This window comes from Sphingobacterium puteale, from assembly GCF_003627955.1.
GTDB lineage: Bacteria > Bacteroidota > Bacteroidia > Sphingobacteriales > Sphingobacteriaceae > Sphingobacterium > Sphingobacterium puteale.
The window spans coordinates 359,659-380,847 of record NZ_RBWS01000004.1; the positions used below are offsets into that span (position 1 = coordinate 359,659).

Here is a 21,189-nt window from a genome sequence, read left to right on the forward strand (position 1 = left end):
ACCTTCATGCTTTCACAAGCATACAAGTGATGAGAAAATCGACTGAAGGTTTTTTATCCCCCAATAAGCCAGTTGTAGTGAGCTCATGGATACCTTGAATGAAAAATACGACTCAAATAATAAAGACATTTGCGTAAAAAAGGGAAGTTTTTAGCTTCCCTTTTTTATTTCTTTTTTAATTTCATCGTCATCTTTGCTTTTTCACCCCCGCCATAATTGAAAGTTTTGGCATTGCTTTCCTTCTTTTGATGAAATGCACCACCACGGGAACTGTCTTCCTGTTCGTCCTTGGTTGCTTTTTTCTTTTTATCATTTACAGGATTGTAAATCTGAAGATCCTCTGGCAGATCCAATACGTCCATTCGCTTGCCAACTGCCTGTTCTATTTTTCGGACCATAGGAAGTTCCAGATCCGTCGAAAATGTCAAAACCACGCTATCCTCATTCTGTTCATTTTTGACTAAATGATTTAAAAATTCCTCCTTTTCATTTGGTAATTCAAATTGAAAAATAAAAGGAATATTTGCGAGATCAAATGTATTGGTGTTTTCTCGGGCAATGATCAAAACGCGAGTTTGCTCACTCTCTATGAAATCTGCCGTTGTTTCAAAACCAAAATCATCATAAAACAGTGGGTTTAGAATAGCGATTTCCTCTTTCTCTTGTTGAAATAGGCTAGTAGCAAGTTTTTGTGCTGTAAGCTTCGAGTTTACAAAAACAATTACCTTTTGAAAAACTTCTTTATCCCGTAAAAGATAATTCAACAAATTGATCTTGGTAGTGAAGTTGGGTAGCTGATATAACAAAAGATCCAGCGTGTCAATGGCTTCGCTTTCCAGTTCATCGACTTCTACCAATGCATAATCTTCATTTAGGTGCGTATCTATCATAGCATATAGTTTCTGATGCGCAACGGTACTGAAGACCAGGTGTTGTACTTTACCACAGCTTTCGGCCAATTCTCTTACAGGATTTTGCATGCCCTGTTTGATGATTTCTTCTGCATCATCGATAATTAATGTTTGGATACGGTTTAGATTGAGAGCTAATTTGAGATAGATTGCCCGCGCACGGTTGGGAGTTGCCACGACAATATCCTTTCCGGCAACTAATTCTTCTATTTCCTCTTCCATACTTCCGCCAGCCCGTAAGCCGATGATGCGAAGATCTCTATTTTTGCTGAGTTGATAGAATTTTTCGACAATCTCGTCGATGCGTTCTTCATTGGGAGCAAGAATTAAAAACTTAGGTGCTTCATCATTTGTGAATTTTAATTTCATCAAGGTCGATAATACATAAGTTGTAGTCTTGCCAGCTCCCTCAGGAGCAATCGCAATTACATCTTGTCCGCCAAGAATTCTGGAGATACACCTACTCTGAATTTCCTTTGGAGCCAAATAACCGAGCTCGGTCATTGTGGCAGTCAATCTTTTGCTTAATTTTAGTTTCTCTAACGACACGTATCCTATAGTTTATGTAAGCTGCAAAAATACACATTTAGTTTTGAGATCAGCTAATGTGCGCCCATTTTTGAGAATACATTAATAATAATAACCCCAGCGACAATCAGTGTCATTCCGATCACTGCAGCAGTATCTGGGATCTGTTTGAATAAAATCATACCGATCAATGTGATGGCAACAATGCCAATGCCCGACCAGATGGCATAGGAGATACCCACCGGTAAATACTTCAATGTTATGCTCAGGAAATAAAAAGCGATAATATAGCCAATGATGCAGACGAGGGTTGGTTTCCATAAACTAAACCCCTCGGACTTCTTTAAAAAAGTGGTGGCAAAAATTTCAGCGGTAATCGCTAGGAATAAGTATATATATATCATCTTTAAGGAGTTTTTGTAATTTCTAGCATTTTTTTTTGCGATGTAGCAACTTTATACAAAGCTACACTTTTTGCTTTTTACTTGTTCCCAACGGCATGGTGTTTGCGAAATTGGAGCTATTGAAGTGGTGCAAATGACGCGGATCTATGTGTTTCTGGCAGATTTTGGCAGCAATTATAATTGTTTATAAAAGTAAATTTATCTAAGTTTGACTAATCCACTAATGGGAATTAATAGACTTTATGGGGTGTGTTCATGTTTTTTTTAAAACCTTTATTATATGCTTAGCTTTTCTATTCTCTTGTAGTCAGCTGTATGCACAGGAACAGTTGCAGGAGCTACAGAAATCATATTATAACCTTCCCTTAGGAAGTAAAGAGCGTTTTCTGCTGACCGGAAAATATGCGCAGGCGCTATATTTCGCGAATGAGAAAGCATTGGCAAGTCAGTTGCTCAACGATAATATTCAACTGGCCAAAAATTATCCGGATAAACAGTACTACGCTTATTTAAATTGCATTGCAGCAATGAACAGCTACAATGATCATCTCTTTGAAAAATCACGCTTTTATCTGGAGCATGCAAAGTCCGTTCTGCCCATTATCAATGACAACAGTACCAAGGGGTATGTTTATTATTGTGATGGCTGGATTATGACAAGACAGAGCAAAGAGGATCAGGCGGTTTCACAGTTTCACAAAGCAATTTCCTTTTTGGAAAAGGCGCCACAGACAGATGCCAACATTGCGCGGAAATTGGCTATTTATAAGGAGTTAACAGCTATTTACGCCAATCAACGGAATTATGATTTTCAGGAGAAGTACACAAATCTTCTGCTAGAGACAGCCAAAGCCGGCCGAAACGTAAATAGTTTGTTCGATGCCTATATGCAGGCAGGTTATCTGTTTGAGGAAGAATATCGGTCAGATCGAACGAACCCAAACGTATTGAAGAAAGCCGAGGAACATTATCTCGAAGCTTACCGAATTGCAAAGAATAATCAGAAGAATCTTATTAACCCAACGGATATGGCCTATGTTTCCGTTAATTTAGCGAATCTATATCACGAATTCTATCCCGAAAATTCGGCTAAAAAAGCTACATCATTTGCTCAACAAGCCTTGCAAATTGCGCAGGAGACTGGACAATATGCACTTACTGTACCAGCTTATGGCATATTGGCTGATGAAGCATTCAAAAATGGACATCGGGATCAGGGAAAAAAGTATCTACAGCAGGCGCTTTATAACTTACAGCGGGAACCACATTACGATTACCAAGTAGGGCTCAGTCTTTACAGTAGACTTGCTGAAGTGAGCGTCGAAGAGGGTAGATATGAGGAAGCATTTCAGTATCAAAAGAGTTATATCAAAGTTTTCGAAGAGGCTTTCAATTCAGATAAGCTGGATAAAACCAAACAACTTGAAATTAAATATGAACGGGAACTGCAGAACCAAAAACTAATGCGGTTGCGATTGGAAGGGGAGAAAAAAGAACAACAGATCAAGTTGATGAAAGCCCTTAATGACCGACAAAATCAATTGGTCGAGAATTTAAAGTTAAATGAACTAAATCGGACGCAACAGTTGAAAGTACTTCAGCTGGAACGGGACAAAAAGGAAAAAGACCTGCAGTTAAGCCGCCTGGAAAATGAACAGCGATTGCAGGAACTTGATGTTTCCAAACAGGAAATTGCTTTTAAATCGCGCATGAACTCGATCTATATCTGGTTATTTATTAGTTCTTTAATTGCTGTTATCTTGCTTTTTTATGCCTATTGGCAGCGTTCCGACACGTTGAGGCAAAAGGAGCATCTACATGGCCTCGAAATCGAGAAAAATAACCAGCAGCATGCCATCAAAAATCTGACCGCCATGCTGGCCGGTGAAGAGAAAGAGCGGACACGTTTAGCTCGGGATTTACATGATGGTTTGGGGGGATTATTGTCGAGCACAAAACTTGGGTTGTCCTCGCTCAGCGATAAGGGAGACAATCAGCCCGCAGTTAAGGAAGGTATTACGCGGAGTATTGAACTATTGGATGATGCTGTCGATGAGCTGCGTAAACTCGCACATAACCTGATGCCGGATCTGATTGTCAAATACGGTTTACAGGAAGCCCTAAGGGATTATGCGGCACGGATGAGTCAGCCTAATTGTCAGGTAGAGTGCGAATTTCTTCAGTTTGAATCCAATTTAAGTGTAGAGCATCAGATCTCGCTGTATAGAATCATTCAGGAACTTGTGAACAATGCATTGAAGCATGCCGAAGCAAGCAGTATCTTCATACAACTTTCTGTACATAATGAGCGTTTACATATAACAATAGAAGATGATGGCAAGGGATTTGATACCGAAAAGATAGATTTGCAACATTCCGCAGGAATGCACAACATACAGTCAAGGCTTTCTTTTCTACATGGCGATATGAAGATTATGTCTTCGCCGGGTGAGGGAACTACGATAGAAATTGAGATGCCTCTTGTTTAATTAAAGTGTAAAATGATAAAGATAGCGATTACGGATGATCACCCTCTTTTACTGGAGGGACTAAAAAATATTATTAATACCCATGAAGATTTTGAGGTGGTGGGTATGTATGCAAGTGCTGTGGACTTATCCAAAAACATTGCCTCGGATGCGCCGCTTGTATTGTTACTGGATATCAATCTTCCCGATGCAAATGGAATTGATCTGGTAAAGGGATTGAAAGAGAGCTATAAAGAGCTAAAAATTATAGCTTTTAGTGTTCATAACGAACTAGCGGTAATCAATAGTATATTAAATGAGGGAGCAGATGCTTATCTTCAAAAAAATGCCACCGGCACGGAGATCATTGCCGCCATATCTGATGTTTTGATCGGTAAGCGCTACATCTGTGCCAAAACCCAGGTCATACTCAATAAGAAGACGGAAGCAGGACTGAAACAAGTTCCCAAACTTACCCGTCGCGAAAAGGAGATACTGACCTTTGTGGCTAAAGGAATGACAACCAATCAGATTGCTGAATCCTTATTTATCAGTTCACATACCGTGGAAAGTCACCGTAAAAATTTAATGGAAAAATTTCAGACAAAAAGTGTGACCGCGGCGGTGAAATCTGCCATAGAATATGGTCTGATACGAGAAGCTTAAAGGAAATCCTCGAATTACCTGAATTCAGGGATGAGAATAGCCTCTTGCATTTGATACTTTTGATGCGATAGATAAGTAGTAGAAAGTATCAATGTATGGTCATATCAAATTTTTTGTTGAGTTATCGGGGAAGAAAATTGCTTCGTTATGGTTTTGGTGTAGTATTGTGCTTAGGAGCTGGTTTCGGTACCGTTTGTGCACAGGGATCATTGAGCAAAATACCCGATGGATCGAATACAGTAGTAGCTATTAATTTAGCTAAGCTCGTTGAATCCGCTGAGGCTGCCACATTGAATAATTTGTTGGATCGTATCGGTTTTTTCAAATACTTTGAAAAGAAAGACCTTGATCTGCAGAATGATTTTCAGCAGACTGGCGTCGACGCAAAAGGTATTGCTGTATATTACAGAAATAATAGGGATAGTTTGCTGTATGGCGAGCTGATTCTCCCGATCGCTGATATCGATCACTTTGATAGATTGCTTAAGATGGAAGGGACTTCGCTTCCGGCCTTTAACGGTTATAGCCGATTTAGAACGGCGGATGGTCAATTGCTCGCTTGGACTGCAAAGGAGCTTAGGGTGCTGAAAGGAGAGGTTGGACCAACTTATTTTGCCAACGATTCTATCGCAGGAGTATATGGTATTGAAAATATAGATTATGCCGCCGCTGCGGTATCTGCCGCTACTGCGGCAGCAGACGAGGCCGAGGCTGCTGCTAATTGTGCTGATTTTGTATTAACGGATTCCACCACAATGGAGTGGGAAGCATTTGACTTTGATACATTGCAAACTGAGGTACAGCAGGAGGAAGAAGAACCGTTGGAGATCTATGACAGTGTGCAGGACGCCGATACAAATGTCTATGACAATCATATCAACTATGATTCACTTGATGCGACTTTTGAGGACGTGAATAAACGAAATGATTCCATTAAAAATATATTGTTGGAAAAATGGCTGCTGCATGAACAGGAGCAATTATTGAGCAGTAAATATCCATGTATAAGCGCGCAGGAGCAGGCTCGATTAGAAAAAAATATCGATCTTGTGCGTGTGTGGCTACCCAAAATTGACAGCTTTTATAATGGGCTTCATTCTGTACGCTCGATTGTGGACGCTTATTATAATACCAGTAGTTTTTCTTTGGAAAGTGGATATAGGGACATGTTTTTTGATCTGGTCCAGCAACGCAATAAAATTATGCTGAAAACCACCGTGACTTTGGGAAAAGACCTGATAAGCCTAACCAAAAAATTGTACGCCAGGAAGCCAAATCCAAAGTTCGCTAAGTATTTAACTGCGGAAACATTCGGATATTTTAATGTCAATGTGAACACTGCTGCGTACCTAAAGGAAATACCAGTATTTTTTACAAAAAACCTGAAAAAATACTTTGGAAAAGAAAATGAGGTACTTGAGCTTATGGCCCTTGGACTTGAAATTGCACTGGATGAAAAGGCTATCGCTAAAATTATTCCCGGCGATAATTTGGTTGTTGTCAATGGAATAACCAATTTAAAGATCGACTATGTTGATTACGATTACGACGATAATTACGATGTAAAGGAGGTTCATATGACCAAGGAGGAGAGGGTGCCATCTTTTATCTGGATGTTTACATCCGAAGATCAAAGGATTTTTAAAAAGGTATTGGATGTCGCGGTATCAAAAGCCGATGCAACCTTTGCTGGGGGTATCTATAAAATCAAACAAGGCAATGGCAAAGAATTTCCTTTATACCTGATGTTCCATGAAGATCTAGTGATGATCAGCAACGATAGCCTGCAGCTAAACAAAATTTTGTACAAAAGGTATCCGACCAAATCCAATACATCTTTTGTTAAGCTTATGAAAGGAAGTAAGTTTTCTGCGGCTTTCCAAACAAAGAAAATACCAGCGTTGACAAAAGATTTGAATCTTGTATTGGGCAATAGTTGGCGTGCGAAATTAGAGGAATTGAATAATTATGGTAATTTTACGTTGAGTTCTAAAGGAATTGTTGGTGATAGATTGGAAACAGATTTGCAACTTGAGTTACCGACAAAGGCAAACAATGCGATGCAGTTTGTTATCAACCAATTGCTAGAAGGAATTGTGCCGGATGAACAATCCGACCTGGATGAACCAATTGATGTAACAGACAATGATTAAAAAAGGAATAATTTGGACTTTAGGGATTATCGTAGGATTAGCGATAATAGGCTGGGGCATCTATATCGTTCGACAGCAGCAGTCGTATAAATCTGTCGTTCATAAAAAGAGCAAGGCATTATTAACCATTTCGTTGGATGATATCTTGCTTAACCAACTCTTTGATAATTGGCAGACGGCACCGAAAGGGGGGCAGGACTTCGCTAAAAAATTGACTAAGCTAAAGGATAATGGAATCGATATCAAGGCCAATGTATTTCTTTTTTCCCTTGAAGATAGCGCGAAGAACTTCTATGCGTTTTTGGATCTGAAAAATGAAAAGCAATTTCTGACCTTTTTAAAAGAAGGCCTTTCTGTGGATTCCATTGAAAATAATGCTGCTCCGGGAGTAAATTACGCGTACCATAATGCGAATAAAATAGCATTTGTCTGGAAAGGTGACGCTCTATTGGTAGGACTAGGCTTTTATCTTGACAAAAAGAAGGAAGAAATGCTCCGCTTGATCCAATCAGACACTGATCGTATCTCCATTGAAAATTTCATTAATCATCCGGGTGAATTAACACGTAAATCGTTGCGTTATAGCGATATTTCAACAAAAAATTTCGTTGAATTTGACCTGAAAGGCAACCGCATTGAGATTATGGGGGAGCTTCAGTCAAATACATGGAATTTTCCGCAAGAATATCTTGTCCGTGAGCTGGTCGATGCGGATTATATTGGCAAAGGCTGGGTCAATTTCCCGGACAAACGTTTGAAAACACTGATAAAGGATATACTTGTTGATCTACCATTAGCAGCGGACTCGATTATGGCGCATGCAAATGGGGATTATGTTGATATTGAAGTGTTGAATAATCAAGTTGTACAAACGGATACCATTATTAATTATGCCGTCAACGACAATTTTGAAACCGTGGAGGAGAAAACCCCTTATGAAAGTAAAGTGCCTAATGTTAGGTTGAGCGTAAGGGGTGATGCAGGATTACCAAAATTTTTGCCCAATAAGTTATTTTACCAATGGTTTCAGAAAAGAGATGATCAGGTCAGTATCTTATCTACCGCCCCAACGATAGATAAATTACAGTCAAAATACGCGAAGACCAATAGTCTTTCGCACCTGGCGATTCATCTGGCAGACTGGCCGAATGGCCTCAAAGTGGCTCCGGTTTTAATGCTAAAGGCTTTTGCATCGGATATGGATCTGAGTTTAAAAGTGGTCAGGTCCAATCAGCTTATTCTTCAGGGGACTATTCGGGACTACTCGTATGAATAACAGGGGGATTTGCCAGTAACTTGGCAGCGTTTCTTCGTAAATCCAAAACATTCTTTGCCAGTAGGTGGTTTATTCATATTAAAAAAGACCATCAATATGGATATAAGGACTAAAAGTCGAAGTAAAATAAAGACCTACTGGCGAATTTTGAAGAGTTCAGTTTCTGGGTTTCTGAATGAAGATTCCATGAAATACAGTGCCTCCTTATCTTATTATACCGTTTTTTCCATTGGCCCGATACTCGTGTTGATCATCGCGCTTGCGGGTATATTTTATGGCGAAGATGCCATTGAAGGCAAGGTGTTTATGGAGTTACGGGGTTTAGTTGGTAACAGTGCCGCCAAACAGATTCAGGAAGTTATTCAAAATCTCGAACTATCGGGCAAATCCAATATGGCCCTGCTGATCAGTAGTATCACCCTGATCTTAGGGGCAACAAGTGTATTTGGGGACATCCAAAATTCGATCAATAAAATCTGGCATGTACGGGCCAAGCCAAAGAAAGGCTGGCTGAAGTTAATTCAGGATCGTTTGTTGTCTTCTTCCTTAGTCATCGGCCTGGGGTTTTTACTGGTGGTTACCCTGATTATCAATGGCATAATTTTGGCATTGACTGGACAGTTACAGCGCTATTTTCCTGACATGACAGTTATGTTGGTTGATGGAATCAACTTTGCATTATCGTTTGGTATTATATTCGTGCTTTTTAGCATTATCTTTAAGGTTCTTCCCGACGTCAATATTCAGTGGCGTAATGTACGTGCAGGAGCCTTATTTACCTCCACCTTATTTGTGCTGGGCCGCTACCTGATCGGAATATACCTGGAACATTCGGCAACTCAGGACACTTATGGTGCGGCAGGCTCCTTTGTCCTGATTTTACTATGGGTGTATTATACGGCTGCTATATTATATTTTGGAGCGATCTACACCAGAGAGTATGCAACTGTGATGGGTATTCCGATTGAGCCGGCTCAATTTGCGGTACATGTCGAAACTCAGGAGATCGAACGCTCGGGTGGTGAGATTCCTCCAGCCCCGCTTACGCAGGAAGAGAAACAGGTCATATCTGACCAGCCATCTGATTCTGGAGCTAGGACGCCATGAGGTAGGCGAAGGATTATCCATCGCTTTACCTTTACTGCTTGTCGGGCGGGATCTGCTAAATTCCTATGGAGAAACCGTTTCTTCGGTGTCTATGATATTCTGCTCACGATACAATTTTCTGCCAATAATGCCTTTGTCGCCCAAGGCCCGTCCCTTAATAAGCCATGAAGTACCAAACAGAAACAGTGAAACTGCTTCAAAGGTCAATGTGGCATACTCAAAAAGCTCAAATGGGATTAAAGTAATACAAACGATTATACCATAGCCGCAGAATCTGTAGATGTTATTTTCATTGACCATGCTGATTGGAATTGCTGTATTGAGCGCTTGGCCAATCGTAAATACGTGAATAGAAAGGAAGGCAAACGTGAGAAAAAGCACTGCAGCAAATCCATAATGCAGTTCCTTTAAGCCAAAAGAGATCAATGTACATTGTGTACAGCTGGTGCCGGTCGGATCTGTCGGTATAAATGCAACTCCAATAGCCATGAATCCCGCTAGGTTTGTGAGGTAGTTATCATTCTTCCAGAAGACTTTATTGCCATTACCTTTATAACAAATTAAAAATAGACCTACAGCACATAATGTTCCGGTAAAAATTTCTCGCAGGTTTGAGAAGTAATAGTGACTTATGGAAGGTTGAATACCAGTACCGAAAAACTTGAATAGCGAAAGTAATACTAAGATAATGGGTAAAAAAATACCCAAATAACCGATCGCTCGGCGTAATCTTCGATAAGCAAAAAGATTTTGGTGCTGAATTTTATTAAAATGCATAGATAATGATAACTAAATAGTTTAAGAACTCCTTTTTGTAAGTTGGCAACCAATGATAAGACAGGCTAAGCCAGCAGAGGCTTACATTTTTATTGTTTTCTGACCTCGTTATACAACCTGTCAACATCTTTCTTTTGAAAGAGCGCAGTTCCTTCAGCCATTGTGGTGGCCGAACCGCAGGCAATTCCCATACGAAGTATTTCTTCAGTTGTGCCCTGGTTGACCAGGACGGATACCATTCCGGCAACCATACTATCTCCGGCACCAACAGTACTCCGTATCTTTACAAGTGGTGGTACCATCTGAATTTTTTCTGTCGCGGTGTACAATACAGCGCCTTGGGCGCCCAACGAGACGACAACAATGTTGGCTTGACCTTGCATAATAATCTGTTGAGCAGCGTGATCTAAATCGGCGTTTTCCAGTTCCTCTTTTCCAACAAGGGCCGCCAGCTCACCGGCATTAGGTTTCAGCAAAAATACTCCTTCTTTAAGTGCAACTTTCAGTGCATCGCCTGATGTATCGACGATTACCTTACTTCCTCTCGCTTTATATTTGTAGATAAAAAATCCAATAAAGTCAGCGGGAACATCGCCGGGGAGACTACCGCTAATGACGACAAAATCCGGTGCTGGGCTTATTTGGTCGATAAGAGCCAGAATCTCATCTTGTTCATTTTTCGAAAAAGTCTCACCAGGAAATCCAAATCGGTATTGTTGATTCGTGGTCTTGTCTACTACGATAAAATTTTCCCTTGTTTCACTCCCTAAATGCACTGGTAGGATATCGAGTTCTTCCTTTTTCAATAAATTCTCGAGCATACTGCCCGTTTTTCCGCCAGATGTGAAAAGTGCATCTGAAGGTATGTCAAGCCGCTTGAGCGCCCGACTTACATTAATGCCGCCGCCGCCAGCTTCATACTTTGGGCGATCACAGCGCAATTTCTTTTCGGGAACAATATTTTGAACGCTGGTGCTCTTGTCGACCGAAGGGTTTAGTGTTATGGTTAAAACAGTTTTTTTCATCCGATTGCTTTTATTAAATTTAGGATTTTCTTAGCATATTATCGCCAGTAACAAGCGATAATAGTGCAATGCTGATGCTCACGTTATATTCTGTAAACGGCCATCGTCGAGAAACATGTCCACCAATAGCAAGTCTACTGATTTGGCACGAAAAAGATCAGTAAACGGCGAAACACGCAAGACGCCGGCAACTGTCGCATCGGAGAGATTTTTTTTGGCCATGGGCTGTCATCTAAAATGGCTATAATCAGTTTTTTATCGCACATAAGTCTCAATATTTACTGAGGTGCCGTGTTCGGGCGTACTATCGATTGACAACTTCCCTTTAAGAAAATTAACCCGATTCTGGATATTCTTGAAGCCAATTCCAGACGCATTTGCAAGTTTGGTCGGGTCGAATCCTTTGCCATCGTCATCTACCGTGATTAAAATACTGTCCTTTTCTTGAATAAGTTGGATAAGAATATTTTTAGCCTCGCCATGCTTGATCGCATTCGTTAATAATTCTTGAACAATACGGTAAATATGAACGGTATTATTCGGACAAAGATCAGCGAATAAGCTATTGGACTGAAACTCTATCTGCACTTCTGAGCTTATTCTATCCGCACATAAGTCATGCACGGCTGTTGCAAGTCCGTTTTTTAGTAGATTTTCGGGCATCATCCCCCTTGCGGTTCTTCTGAGCTCTCCAATAGCGATGCCCAATTGCTCATTTGCATTCTGCACCTTAATTGCTTTATCTCCACTTGGATCGGAAAGTTTCAGTTTTATGCCACTCAAGGTTCCGCCAATGCCATCATGTAAGTCTCGGGCGATTCGCATGCGCTCACGGTCTTCACCTTCCAGGAGAGCCTGTGCTATCTTTAATTCTTTATCTTTTTCAATTTCTTCCAGCCGTTTTTTATTATTTTTTTTATTTGTTCTTAACACGTAGAAAAGAAAAAACATGATCACTAAAAGTGCCGATGCGCCAATGCCTAAAACTAAATTAAGCAAAACCTGATTTTTGTTTTTCAGTGTGGCCTCCCGTTTCTCATTTTCCAATAAAGCTATCCGCTTCTCTTTTTCTGCTGTTTGATAGTCAATTTCCAGATCCTGAATCTCAACTTCCATATTTTCAAATTTCGTGCTATCTGAGATATCCGAATATTTTTTCTGAAAGTCATAGGCTGTCCTGTAATCACCGGACATGCTAGCCAGGAGAGCAACATCCTGCGCATGTTTTGCTGCGACTGACTTCCGATCGTCTTCTTTTGCCATCTCATATAATGTGAGTGCAGCTCGTTGCGCTTTTTTATACTCTCCAGCAAAATAGGCAAGCTCATATTGGGAATTGTAAAAATCATAATAATTGGTTCTGCTTTTCAGCTTATCGAGCGCTTTTTCCGCCTGTGTAATAGCCTCCTTTGCTTTATTTAGATCCTTCTTTCTTACATAATACCAAGTCAGATAAGAATAATACCGGCCTGAGTATAATGTAGTTGGGCCGACCTGCGCCAAATAAGATTTCACCTGATCCAAGTGATTTTTCATCAATGAAAGATTGTTCTGGCCATAGGCAATCAAACTGGCTATGAGATAAGTGCCAATTTTATGTTCTTCATCAAAATTATTCTTATTCAGAAAATCGATTCCCTTTTTAATATAAAAGGTCGCTTTCTCGTAGTCTTCCAGTTCATTAAAGGTGGCAGCGATATTCTCTAAAGTTACATGGTAAAGCCTATTATCTTTTATTTTTTCAAATATAGGGAGGTTGTCAATTAATAACTTAGCTGACTTTTTAAGGTGTCCGGTGACCTGATAATTGGCGGCTAAGTTATTTTTCGCATAGGCGACAACCCGCATTTCCTCATTGGATTTTGCATTTTTTAAGATCTGGATAACCTGATTGTTATAGTATTCAGCGCTGTCCAGGTGGATCAATATCGTATGCAGATAACCCATGATCTGTCTGCCCTTTGCCCGATATAACGGGATCTTCGTTTTTTTGGACAGTGCTAGCGATCTATAGCCATATTGAAAGGCAGAACTACTATCTCCGCGCATAAAATATTCCCGGGTGAGCTTATTCGAGAGTGAAAGTTTAGCGGTGTCGGATTCGGCCGCCATAAATTCATTTCTTAGACTATCTATCGCACCAGTCTCTTGACTATATACTAGAGGTAGCGATAGTATCGAATAGATTAAATGGAAAAGGAGTTTCTTCATTGGGAGCTAGTAATTATGTGCTGATCAGTGTTTTAAAATGACAAGCTCTATCCATTGACAAACATATTAAGTTTTGGCAACTATCGCAATACAGATAAACCACTAAATTTCCCCTCCCATTTTTAGGAGGAGAAAGTCTTTTTAGGATAAAACACTTCGTTTTTTTGAACCATTCGCGAATAGGTTGGTCATACCATTTTAAACTGATTTAGAATAACAAAGTAATGCTGGTTAGGGTAAGCAAGACATAAGGCCATGTTAGTGTAAAGGTCGCTTGATGATGGCCTCCCCAAAAAAGCTGATCAAAAGATTAGTTTTTTTTGGAACTGATGCTATAAAACTTAACCGTGTTACAAAACAGATTTTATTATTGGGTTGCGATAAATTAAAACTGAAATTAGAAAGCCTTAGAGGATTGGATAGAAGCCGTTTCTATCTCCCGCACTCAATTATACTTGAAATTTCAGTTTCAGTTTCAATTAACCTGTTAAATTTGAGCCCAGCTCTTTCGATGATTATCCTAAATTCACTCAGCGTCCGTTCTTGTCCCGTAGTCATCGCTAGAATATTGATGTCTAAAAGTTTTCCTGCATGAGGACGATTTCTAGAATCATCTGGAATGACGGAATCTATGATTAATAATTTGGCATCAGGGTGCATGGCTTTTTGTATATTTTTTAAGATAATAATAGCTTCATCGTCATTCCAGTCATGGATGACCCATTTTGTCATGTATAAATCTGCTCCGAATGGAACCTCATCAAAAAAGCTGCCTCCTATGGTCGTACATCTGTTGTTTAATCGCTCTGGGATCAGTTTTTTCGTTTGATCAATCACATATTGCTCATCAAAAATAATTCCTGTACTTGTGGGGGTTGCGTCCAGTACGGCAAACATAAGGGCTCCGTTTCCGCCACCGATATCAACCATTTTTTTGTATGGATTAAAATCGTAGGCAGCAATAATAGTTTTAAGGACAGCACCTGACATTCCGGCCATTGCCTTTGCGAGATTGGCTCCACGTACCGGATTATCTTTATAATATTCCCAAACAGGTTTTCCATGCGCATGTTCGAATGGCACCTTTCCTGTTTGCACGCCATATGTTAACGCGCCGAAAGCAGGATAATGTTCTCCCATATTTGCTAGTGCCCATGGCTTTACCGAACCGGGAACATCAGTAAGTAAAGTTGCTCCAAAATCATTCAGCTCAAAGGTACCGTCCTCCTTCTCTGTAAAAATTCCAACACTAGTAACAGCTCTTAATAGGCGACTTAACGATTTTGTGTCTGACTGTGTTTCTTCAGCGAGTTCTGCTAGTGTTTTGGAACCCTTTAGTAGTATATCCGCTAAACTTAATTGTGCTACGACATGTATACAACATGCCACCCAGTACCCGCTGATCAATTCATACATTTTAAAGGTCAGTTGTGGTTGTTCAATTAATCTTTCCATAAAAAAATAATATAATTAAATTCAATAATATGTGAATTTAATTGTTTTTTATTATAATTTTATGTTACAACAAAAATAAATGCCATAATAAATCAAAGTAAACAAAATGTTAACACAAAAATCGTCAGTTTTATCTTTATTTGAAACTTCAGCAAGTCTCAATCCCAAAAAAGTAGCTATTATTTCCGAAGGAAACAAAATTTCGTTCTCAGAGTTAGAAGCGCGATCGAACCAGATTGCAAACTATTTGAAGCTTCGGCAGATATCCACCAATATCCCTATCTGCTTTTGTCTTAACCAATCCATTGATAAGGTGATTGTTATGCTTTCGATCTGGAAATCCGGCGGCGCTTATGTTTCACTTGATCCGTTATATCCCGAAACAAGACTTACACATATATTAGAAGAAACAAACAGTCCAGTACTTTTTACAACAAAAGAATTTTCTGAAAAATTTAAATTTTATAAAGGAAAAATTATTTTTATTGACCAACAGCGGAGTGAATTCGAAAAAATAGAGCCAGCAAAAATAGATCGTTCTACTGAAAAAGGGATCGCCTATCTAGCCTATACGTCCGGAAGTACGGGCCAGCCAAAAGCTGTTATGGCAGAACATATCGGCCTGGAAAATTTTATTAGATCATTCGGTAATTTTCTAAAGGTAGGGGAAGAAGATGTTGCCCTCAATATTTCCTCTTCAAATTTTGACGGGATTGTTTTGGATTTATGGGTTCCCCTTTCATTGGGAATTACAGTATATCTTTATCCCGACAACAGAATTATTGGTGAACCACTTTTAGAATTCATCTGCAAGAATAAAATAACTATCCTGCCTTATTTGCCAGTTTCCATATTGGCAACTCTGCCGCAAGATAGACCTATAGGAAACCTAAAAAAAATCTGTACGGGTGGCGAAGCTCCGATTGCAAACGTTATAGCATATTGGAAACAGCAAGTTGAACTAATTAACATTTATGGCCCCACAGAGACAACTGTTGTTGTCTGTGGATTTAAATTTGATGATGAACATCCTATAAATACCATCGGAAAACCGCTTCCTAATGTTGATTTTTATATTTTAAATGAACAGATGGAAACCGTTCAGCCCAATGAAATTGGAGAGCTATACATTGGTGGTATACAGGTTTCCAGGGGATACTATAATCAACCCAAGCTGACATCAGAAAGGTTTTTACATTATATTACCCCAAATGGAGAAGCTGTAAGGGTCTATAAAACAGGAGATCTCGTTCGCGGATCGGCGGACGGTACGATTGAATTTATTGGAAGGGCTGACCAGCAGGTCAAAATAAGGGGCTTTAGAGTCGAACCTTCAGAAATTGAAGAAAATATCCGTCAATCCGGACTTTCAGAAAACAGCGTAGTGATTGTTAGAGAGGAACTAGGTGAAAAGCAATTGATATGTTATTATAAAAATTTCCCGAACAAGAATACGTTGGCTCACGATCTAAGGAACTATCTCTTCGAAAGGTTACCTTCTTACATGATTCCATCCAAATTTTTGGAAGTAGATGCTTTTCCGCTCACCGCAAATGGAAAAATTGATAAATCTCTTTTAAAAGAACTGAAACCGACTGAAGAAAAGAGAAATTCTTTCGTTGCTCCCATCAGCGAATTTCAGCGGCAGATCGCATCAGTCTGGAGCGAAATTTTAAAAACGAAATCCGTTGGCATTCATGACAATTTTTTCCAATTCGGAGGTAACTCCATTTTTGCATACAGATTGACAACAAAAGTTCGTCAAAAATATGGTCTCCACCTTGATGCCGCGGACCTCTTTTTACATCCAACCATTTACGGGCTAGAAGAATACATGGGCAAGAAAAAAAATAATAAGAATGAGGCCGTTCTGTACAGCGGTACCTTTGATAGGTTGTCCATTCAACAGCAGAGTCTCCATTTCTTGGACAAGTTGCGCGGAAGCGTTGCGTATCATGTGGGGGCAGTTTATACCTTAGATGAAAAGATCTCGTTCGGAGTTTTAGAAAAGGCTTTTAGACAATTGATCAGAAAGCATAGTATTTTAAGAACGGTTATAAACGAAAAAGATTCAACGAACCTTCTGTCTCTAATGACCGAAAAGAATTGGCTACTTGAGAAGTTACATCATCCTGATGATGTAAAAAAGATCGTTAGAATCCCTTTCGATCTAGAAAGAGATTACATGATTCGTGCCTCTGTAATTTATAAAGACAATAGGCCAGTATCATTATTTTTGATGATTCACCATATCGTTACAGACGGGTGGTCCATGCCTCTTATTGTCGAGGAGCTGAATGACCTCTATCAGAAAATCATCGATGATCAAGATTTTGAGGCGATAACAAATTATGAATATAGAAATTACGTACACTGGCAATCCAGACAAAATTTTGCGGAGGGCATCGAGTTTTGGAAAAATTACCTAGATGGAGTCCCCATCCTTCAGCTTGCGCATGATTTTAGAGGGCGATCAGTTGATACAGATGAAGGAAAGCAATATCACTTTGAGCTGGGTGAAAATCTAATTCATAAGTTACAAAACCTAGCGCAGGACAATAATACTACCTTATACACTACACTACTATCCGCTTTTGGTCTCCTGATGCAATATTACAGTGGCCAATCGGATATTTGTATCGGGAGCCCAACGGCAAACCGTTTTTATCCTTTTGACAGAGCGATAGGGTATTTTGCCAACATGCTTCCCATACGCATGAAAATTGAGAATAACCCCAAATTTTCAGAACTGTTAAAACTCAATGCGACAATAATTTCCGAAATCTTTAAGCATCAGTCGGTTCCGCTGGAAACCATCGTCAATCATGTCATCAAAGACCGTTTCGCCGGGCACAATCCCTTATTCCAGCATGTTTTCGTACTTCAGACCCCACCTGAGGAAACAGAAAATATCGCACCTGTTAATCCCAAAGGCTTTCAATGGGTTTTTAACGGAAAGTCTAAGTTTGATCTACAGTTTGAAGCTATTCCAACAGAAAAAGGAATAGCTGTTAATATCGACTATAATAATGCTCTATTCAAAGAAAAGACAATCGGGGAAATGGCGACGGCATTTATATTTATCCTCGAATCAATCGCCATAGATCCAAATCAGAAAATTGGAGAAATCAAGCTGGGATCTTTATTATCTGATTTGGAAATAAGATCAGCACAGCTCACGGAAAAGCCCCAAAAATTGATAGCACTCTTTGAGGAACAAGTAAAAAAAACACCCGCTAAAAATGCACTTATTATTTCTGGCCAAGCTATTTCTTATCATGATCTTGACCAAAAGTCGAGTCATGTTGCCAATCAACTTATTGCTTTCGGAGTTCGACCGAATGACTTTGTCGCATGTTTCCAGGAACAGTCTATCGAAAGGATCATTTCTTTGTTAGCCATCATCAAAGCCGGCGGAGCATATGTTCCATTGGATATAAGCTATCCACTGGAAAGGCTCGGATTAATTCTTGCGGATGTAAAACCAAAGGCGATCATTGCCTCAGAAAACCATTCGAAAAATATTACTGAATTACAATACGATATTTTCAGTATCGAGCAGTTGTTAGCTACCCCTTTCGAATTGATAAATCGAAGCTATTGCGATACCCATAATGACGAGGATCTCGTCTATGTAATACACACATCCGGAACCACTGGTACTCCTAAAGGAGTTATGATAGCACATCAGTCCTTAGGAAATTTTATTACAGAATACGGCAACCTTCTGGCGCTGGGAAAAGAAGACAGCACATTGCAGTTTTCAGCATATAATTTCGACGGCTCTATGATCGATCTTTGGATCCCCTTAACAAAGGGCGCAACGATCTATTTATATCCAAACAACAAACTTCTTGGTACACATCTTGCCGAGTTTATTTCGCTGCATTCGATCACTGCACTCCCTTTCATTTCACCATCTGTACTCTCTACCATACCCCAGGACTTCAAGCTACCGTTATTAAAGACCATTGGTACCGGGGCGGAAACCTGTCCACCGAATGTCAGTCAATATTGGAAAAAGCAGGTGAAATTATTTAATATGTATGGGCCGACGGAGGCTACCGTAGCTGTAAATCAGTTTACGTTTGATGATATTCATCCACAGAATACCATCGGTCGTCCGATCAATAATATGCATTTTTATGTCCTGGATCAATATTTAAGGCCTGTTCCCCCAAACGTTGTCGGAGAGCTTTACATTTCTGGAATTCAATTGTCGCGCGGATACCTGAATAATCCTGAACTGACCGCCGAGAAATTTATCCAAAACTCAATTGTTGAAGAAAAGTCCAGCCTTTACATGAGAATGTATAAAACCGGGGATTTAGTTAAATCATTAGAAGACGGGATGATAGAATTTGTAGGTAGATCTGATCATCAGGTTAAGATCAGAGGTTATCGGATTGAATTGTCAGAAATAGAGAAATTGATCTGTCAGACGAAAGGGGTAATAAACGCGGTCGTCCATGTTCATCAGTCTTCAGAAGATGTGAAATTGTTACGTGCTTTTGTGACAGGGCAAGCCCAAGCTTCAGATCTTAGAAATGAATTAAGCAAAAAACTTCCCGCGTATATGATACCGAATGAGATTTACCACATTGAAAACTTGCCCTTGAAAACAAATGGTAAAATTGACTGGCAGGTGCTTTCTTCAATAGCCGAAGATAGGATTAAAGAAACAAAAGATCTGGATGAAGATAGCCTAAATCAGTATGAAAAAACAATAAAGAAAATCTGGAACGAGGTCCTTGAATCCAAAATAACGAGTCTGGAGGATGACTTTTTCCATCTTGGCGGCCATTCACTCTTACTTACCAAACTTTATAATAAACTATATGCAGAATATCCAAATAAGCTCACGTTAGGTGAACTCTATTTAAACAGTACGATCAGAAAGCTAGCGGATTTAATAGAAGAAAGGGATGCAAACCCATACATTCACGAATACGGTTTAGGAGAAGATCCGTTGAGCGGTGAGATTAAAAAAGATGCAACAGTACCTTCTGATTTTTTTATGTTTAATACCGTAGAGAAAGGAGATTTTGAAAACCCTGATGCTATTCTGCTGACCGGTGTAACGGGTTTCGTTGGAGTCAATATTTTAATTGAGCTGCTTAAATCAACCACGGCCGACATATATTTATTAATTCGTGCTGAAGATAAAAAACAGGCCAAAATTCGTCTGTTAAAAACCATGACAGACCAGCATATTTCATTAGATAGTTACAACCAAGCACGTATCAATTATTTATGCGGAGATCTCGCAAAACCGTTTTTAGGACTGGATGCCGGCGGTTATGACCACTTGACCAAAATCATTGATGTAGTATACCATGCTGGTAGTTCCGTGAATTTTATACAACCATATTCGTATATGCGGGCAGCAAATGTTGACGCATTACATAAATTGATCAGATTTGTGACAACCTACAAATTAAAACAGTTGTCCTTGCTATCGACCGTAGGTGCTTTTAGCTGGGAACATTATTTTACCAAACCAGCTCTTCTGAAGGAAGATACCGACATAAAAAGTGCTTTTAAATATCTGAGCCGCGACATGGGGTATATCCAGAGTAAATGGGTCATGGAGCAAGTTGCACAAGAAGCGATCAAACAAGGTGTTCCTATCATCATTTTCCGGCTTGGCTATGTTTTTTGCCATAGTAAGACAGGTGCAACAGCGAGTTATCAATGGTGGTCCCTCTTGATCAAAACATGTATTCAGTTAAAAACATATCCAACGTTGGTCAATCAGAAGGAAGAGCTGATTATGGTTGATTTTGTGAGTAAGGCAATTGCACATATTTCCAAAAATCCAGTATCTATAGGACAGGTTTTTCATTTAAGTCCGGAACCGAAAGATAACATGACAGTAACGGAATTTTTTGAAATGCTTAGACAGGAATTTAAATTTGACTTACAGCCAGTCCCTTATCAGGATTGGTTGGCACTTTGGGAAGCAGATGAAAACAGTCCTCTATACCCGCTCCTCAATTTATTCAAATTCAAGGCTTATGACAACAAGTCGCTTATAGAGATTCACCAGAATACGCCTGATTTTGATATAAGCAACACCAAGCGCTTTATAAAAAATAGCGATATAGAGATTCCCAAAATTAATCGCAACAGCGTGGAGGCATTCTGTAAATATTTAGGTGTGCTATAAAGTGAGCGTAAAGATATTTTACACCCGATTCAACGCGGA

The 21,189-nt window shown here is 39.6% G+C and carries 12 protein-coding genes; 6 read left to right on the forward strand and 6 right to left on the reverse strand.

Features of this window, described 5'->3' with window-relative positions:
• Nucleotides 1-164: 164 nt before the first annotated feature.
• Both D7322_RS05565 and D7322_RS05570 read right to left on the reverse strand, forming a co-directional pair.
• The gene (locus tag D7322_RS05565) at nucleotides 165-1,460 is read right to left on the reverse strand and encodes a DEAD/DEAH box helicase (RefSeq protein WP_121122050.1); all 1,296 of its coding nucleotides are present in this window, start codon (nucleotides 1,458-1,460) and stop codon (nucleotides 165-167) included.
• 53 nt (nucleotides 1,461-1,513) lie between these two features.
• Nucleotides 1,514-1,843: a DMT family transporter gene (locus D7322_RS05570; RefSeq protein ID WP_121122052.1), complete on the reverse strand. Its 330-nt coding sequence runs from the start codon at nucleotides 1,841-1,843 to the stop codon at nucleotides 1,514-1,516.
• A 242-nt stretch (nucleotides 1,844-2,085) separates the two neighbouring features.
• On the opposite strand from D7322_RS05570, the gene D7322_RS05575 reads away from it, so the two are divergent.
• The 5 genes from D7322_RS05575 to D7322_RS05595 all read left to right on the forward strand — a co-directional run bounded on the left by D7322_RS05575 (nucleotide 2,086) and on the right by D7322_RS05595 (nucleotide 9,513).
• A complete protein-coding gene (locus tag D7322_RS05575) occupies nucleotides 2,086-4,332 on the forward strand; it encodes a tetratricopeptide repeat-containing sensor histidine kinase (protein ID WP_121122054.1) in 2,247 nt (748 codons plus the stop codon).
• A gap of 12 nt (nucleotides 4,333-4,344) precedes the next feature.
• The gene (locus tag D7322_RS05580; protein WP_121122056.1) at nucleotides 4,345-4,977 is read left to right on the forward strand and encodes a response regulator; all 633 of its coding nucleotides are present in this window, start codon (nucleotides 4,345-4,347) and stop codon (nucleotides 4,975-4,977) included.
• A gap of 95 nt (nucleotides 4,978-5,072) precedes the next feature.
• Nucleotides 5,073-7,130 (forward strand): hypothetical protein, encoded by a 2,058-nt coding sequence (locus tag D7322_RS05585; protein ID WP_121122058.1) that lies wholly within the window; start codon nucleotides 5,073-5,075, stop codon nucleotides 7,128-7,130.
• Entirely contained in the window at nucleotides 7,123-8,406 is a 1,284-nt protein-coding gene (locus D7322_RS05590) for a hypothetical protein (RefSeq protein WP_121122060.1), read from the forward strand. The genes D7322_RS05585 and D7322_RS05590 overlap by 8 nt, the downstream gene beginning before the upstream one ends.
• 96 nt (nucleotides 8,407-8,502) lie before the next feature.
• Nucleotides 8,503-9,513, forward strand: coding sequence for a YihY/virulence factor BrkB family protein (locus tag D7322_RS05595; RefSeq protein ID WP_121122062.1), 1,011 nt, complete (start codon nucleotides 8,503-8,505; stop codon nucleotides 9,511-9,513).
• Nucleotides 9,514-9,576: 63 nt separating this feature from the next.
• Here D7322_RS05595 and D7322_RS05600 read toward each other — a convergent pair whose 3' ends face one another.
• The 4 genes from D7322_RS05600 to D7322_RS05615 all read right to left on the reverse strand — a co-directional run bounded on the left by D7322_RS05600 (nucleotide 9,577) and on the right by D7322_RS05615 (nucleotide 14,981).
• Nucleotides 9,577-10,290: a hypothetical protein gene (locus D7322_RS05600; protein WP_121122064.1), complete on the reverse strand. Its 714-nt coding sequence runs from the start codon at nucleotides 10,288-10,290 to the stop codon at nucleotides 9,577-9,579.
• 89 nt (nucleotides 10,291-10,379) lie between these two features.
• On the reverse strand, nucleotides 10,380-11,315 hold the full coding sequence (locus D7322_RS05605) for a 1-phosphofructokinase family hexose kinase (protein ID WP_121122066.1): 936 nt from the start codon (nucleotides 11,313-11,315) through the stop codon (nucleotides 10,380-10,382).
• A 255-nt stretch (nucleotides 11,316-11,570) separates the two neighbouring features.
• A complete protein-coding gene (locus D7322_RS05610) occupies nucleotides 11,571-13,526 on the reverse strand; it encodes a sensor histidine kinase (RefSeq protein ID WP_121122068.1) in 1,956 nt (651 codons plus the stop codon).
• Nucleotides 13,527-13,958: 432 nt separating this feature from the next.
• Nucleotides 13,959-14,981, reverse strand: a complete 1,023-nt coding sequence (locus D7322_RS05615) for a methyltransferase (RefSeq protein WP_121122070.1) — start codon at nucleotides 14,979-14,981, stop codon at nucleotides 13,959-13,961.
• A 106-nt stretch (nucleotides 14,982-15,087) separates the two neighbouring features.
• On the opposite strand from D7322_RS05615, the gene D7322_RS05620 reads away from it, so the two are divergent.
• Complete coding sequence (locus tag D7322_RS05620; RefSeq protein ID WP_121122072.1) at nucleotides 15,088-21,150, forward strand: non-ribosomal peptide synthetase; 6,063 nt, start codon at nucleotides 15,088-15,090, stop codon at nucleotides 21,148-21,150.
• Nucleotides 21,151-21,189: the final 39 nt, after the last annotated feature.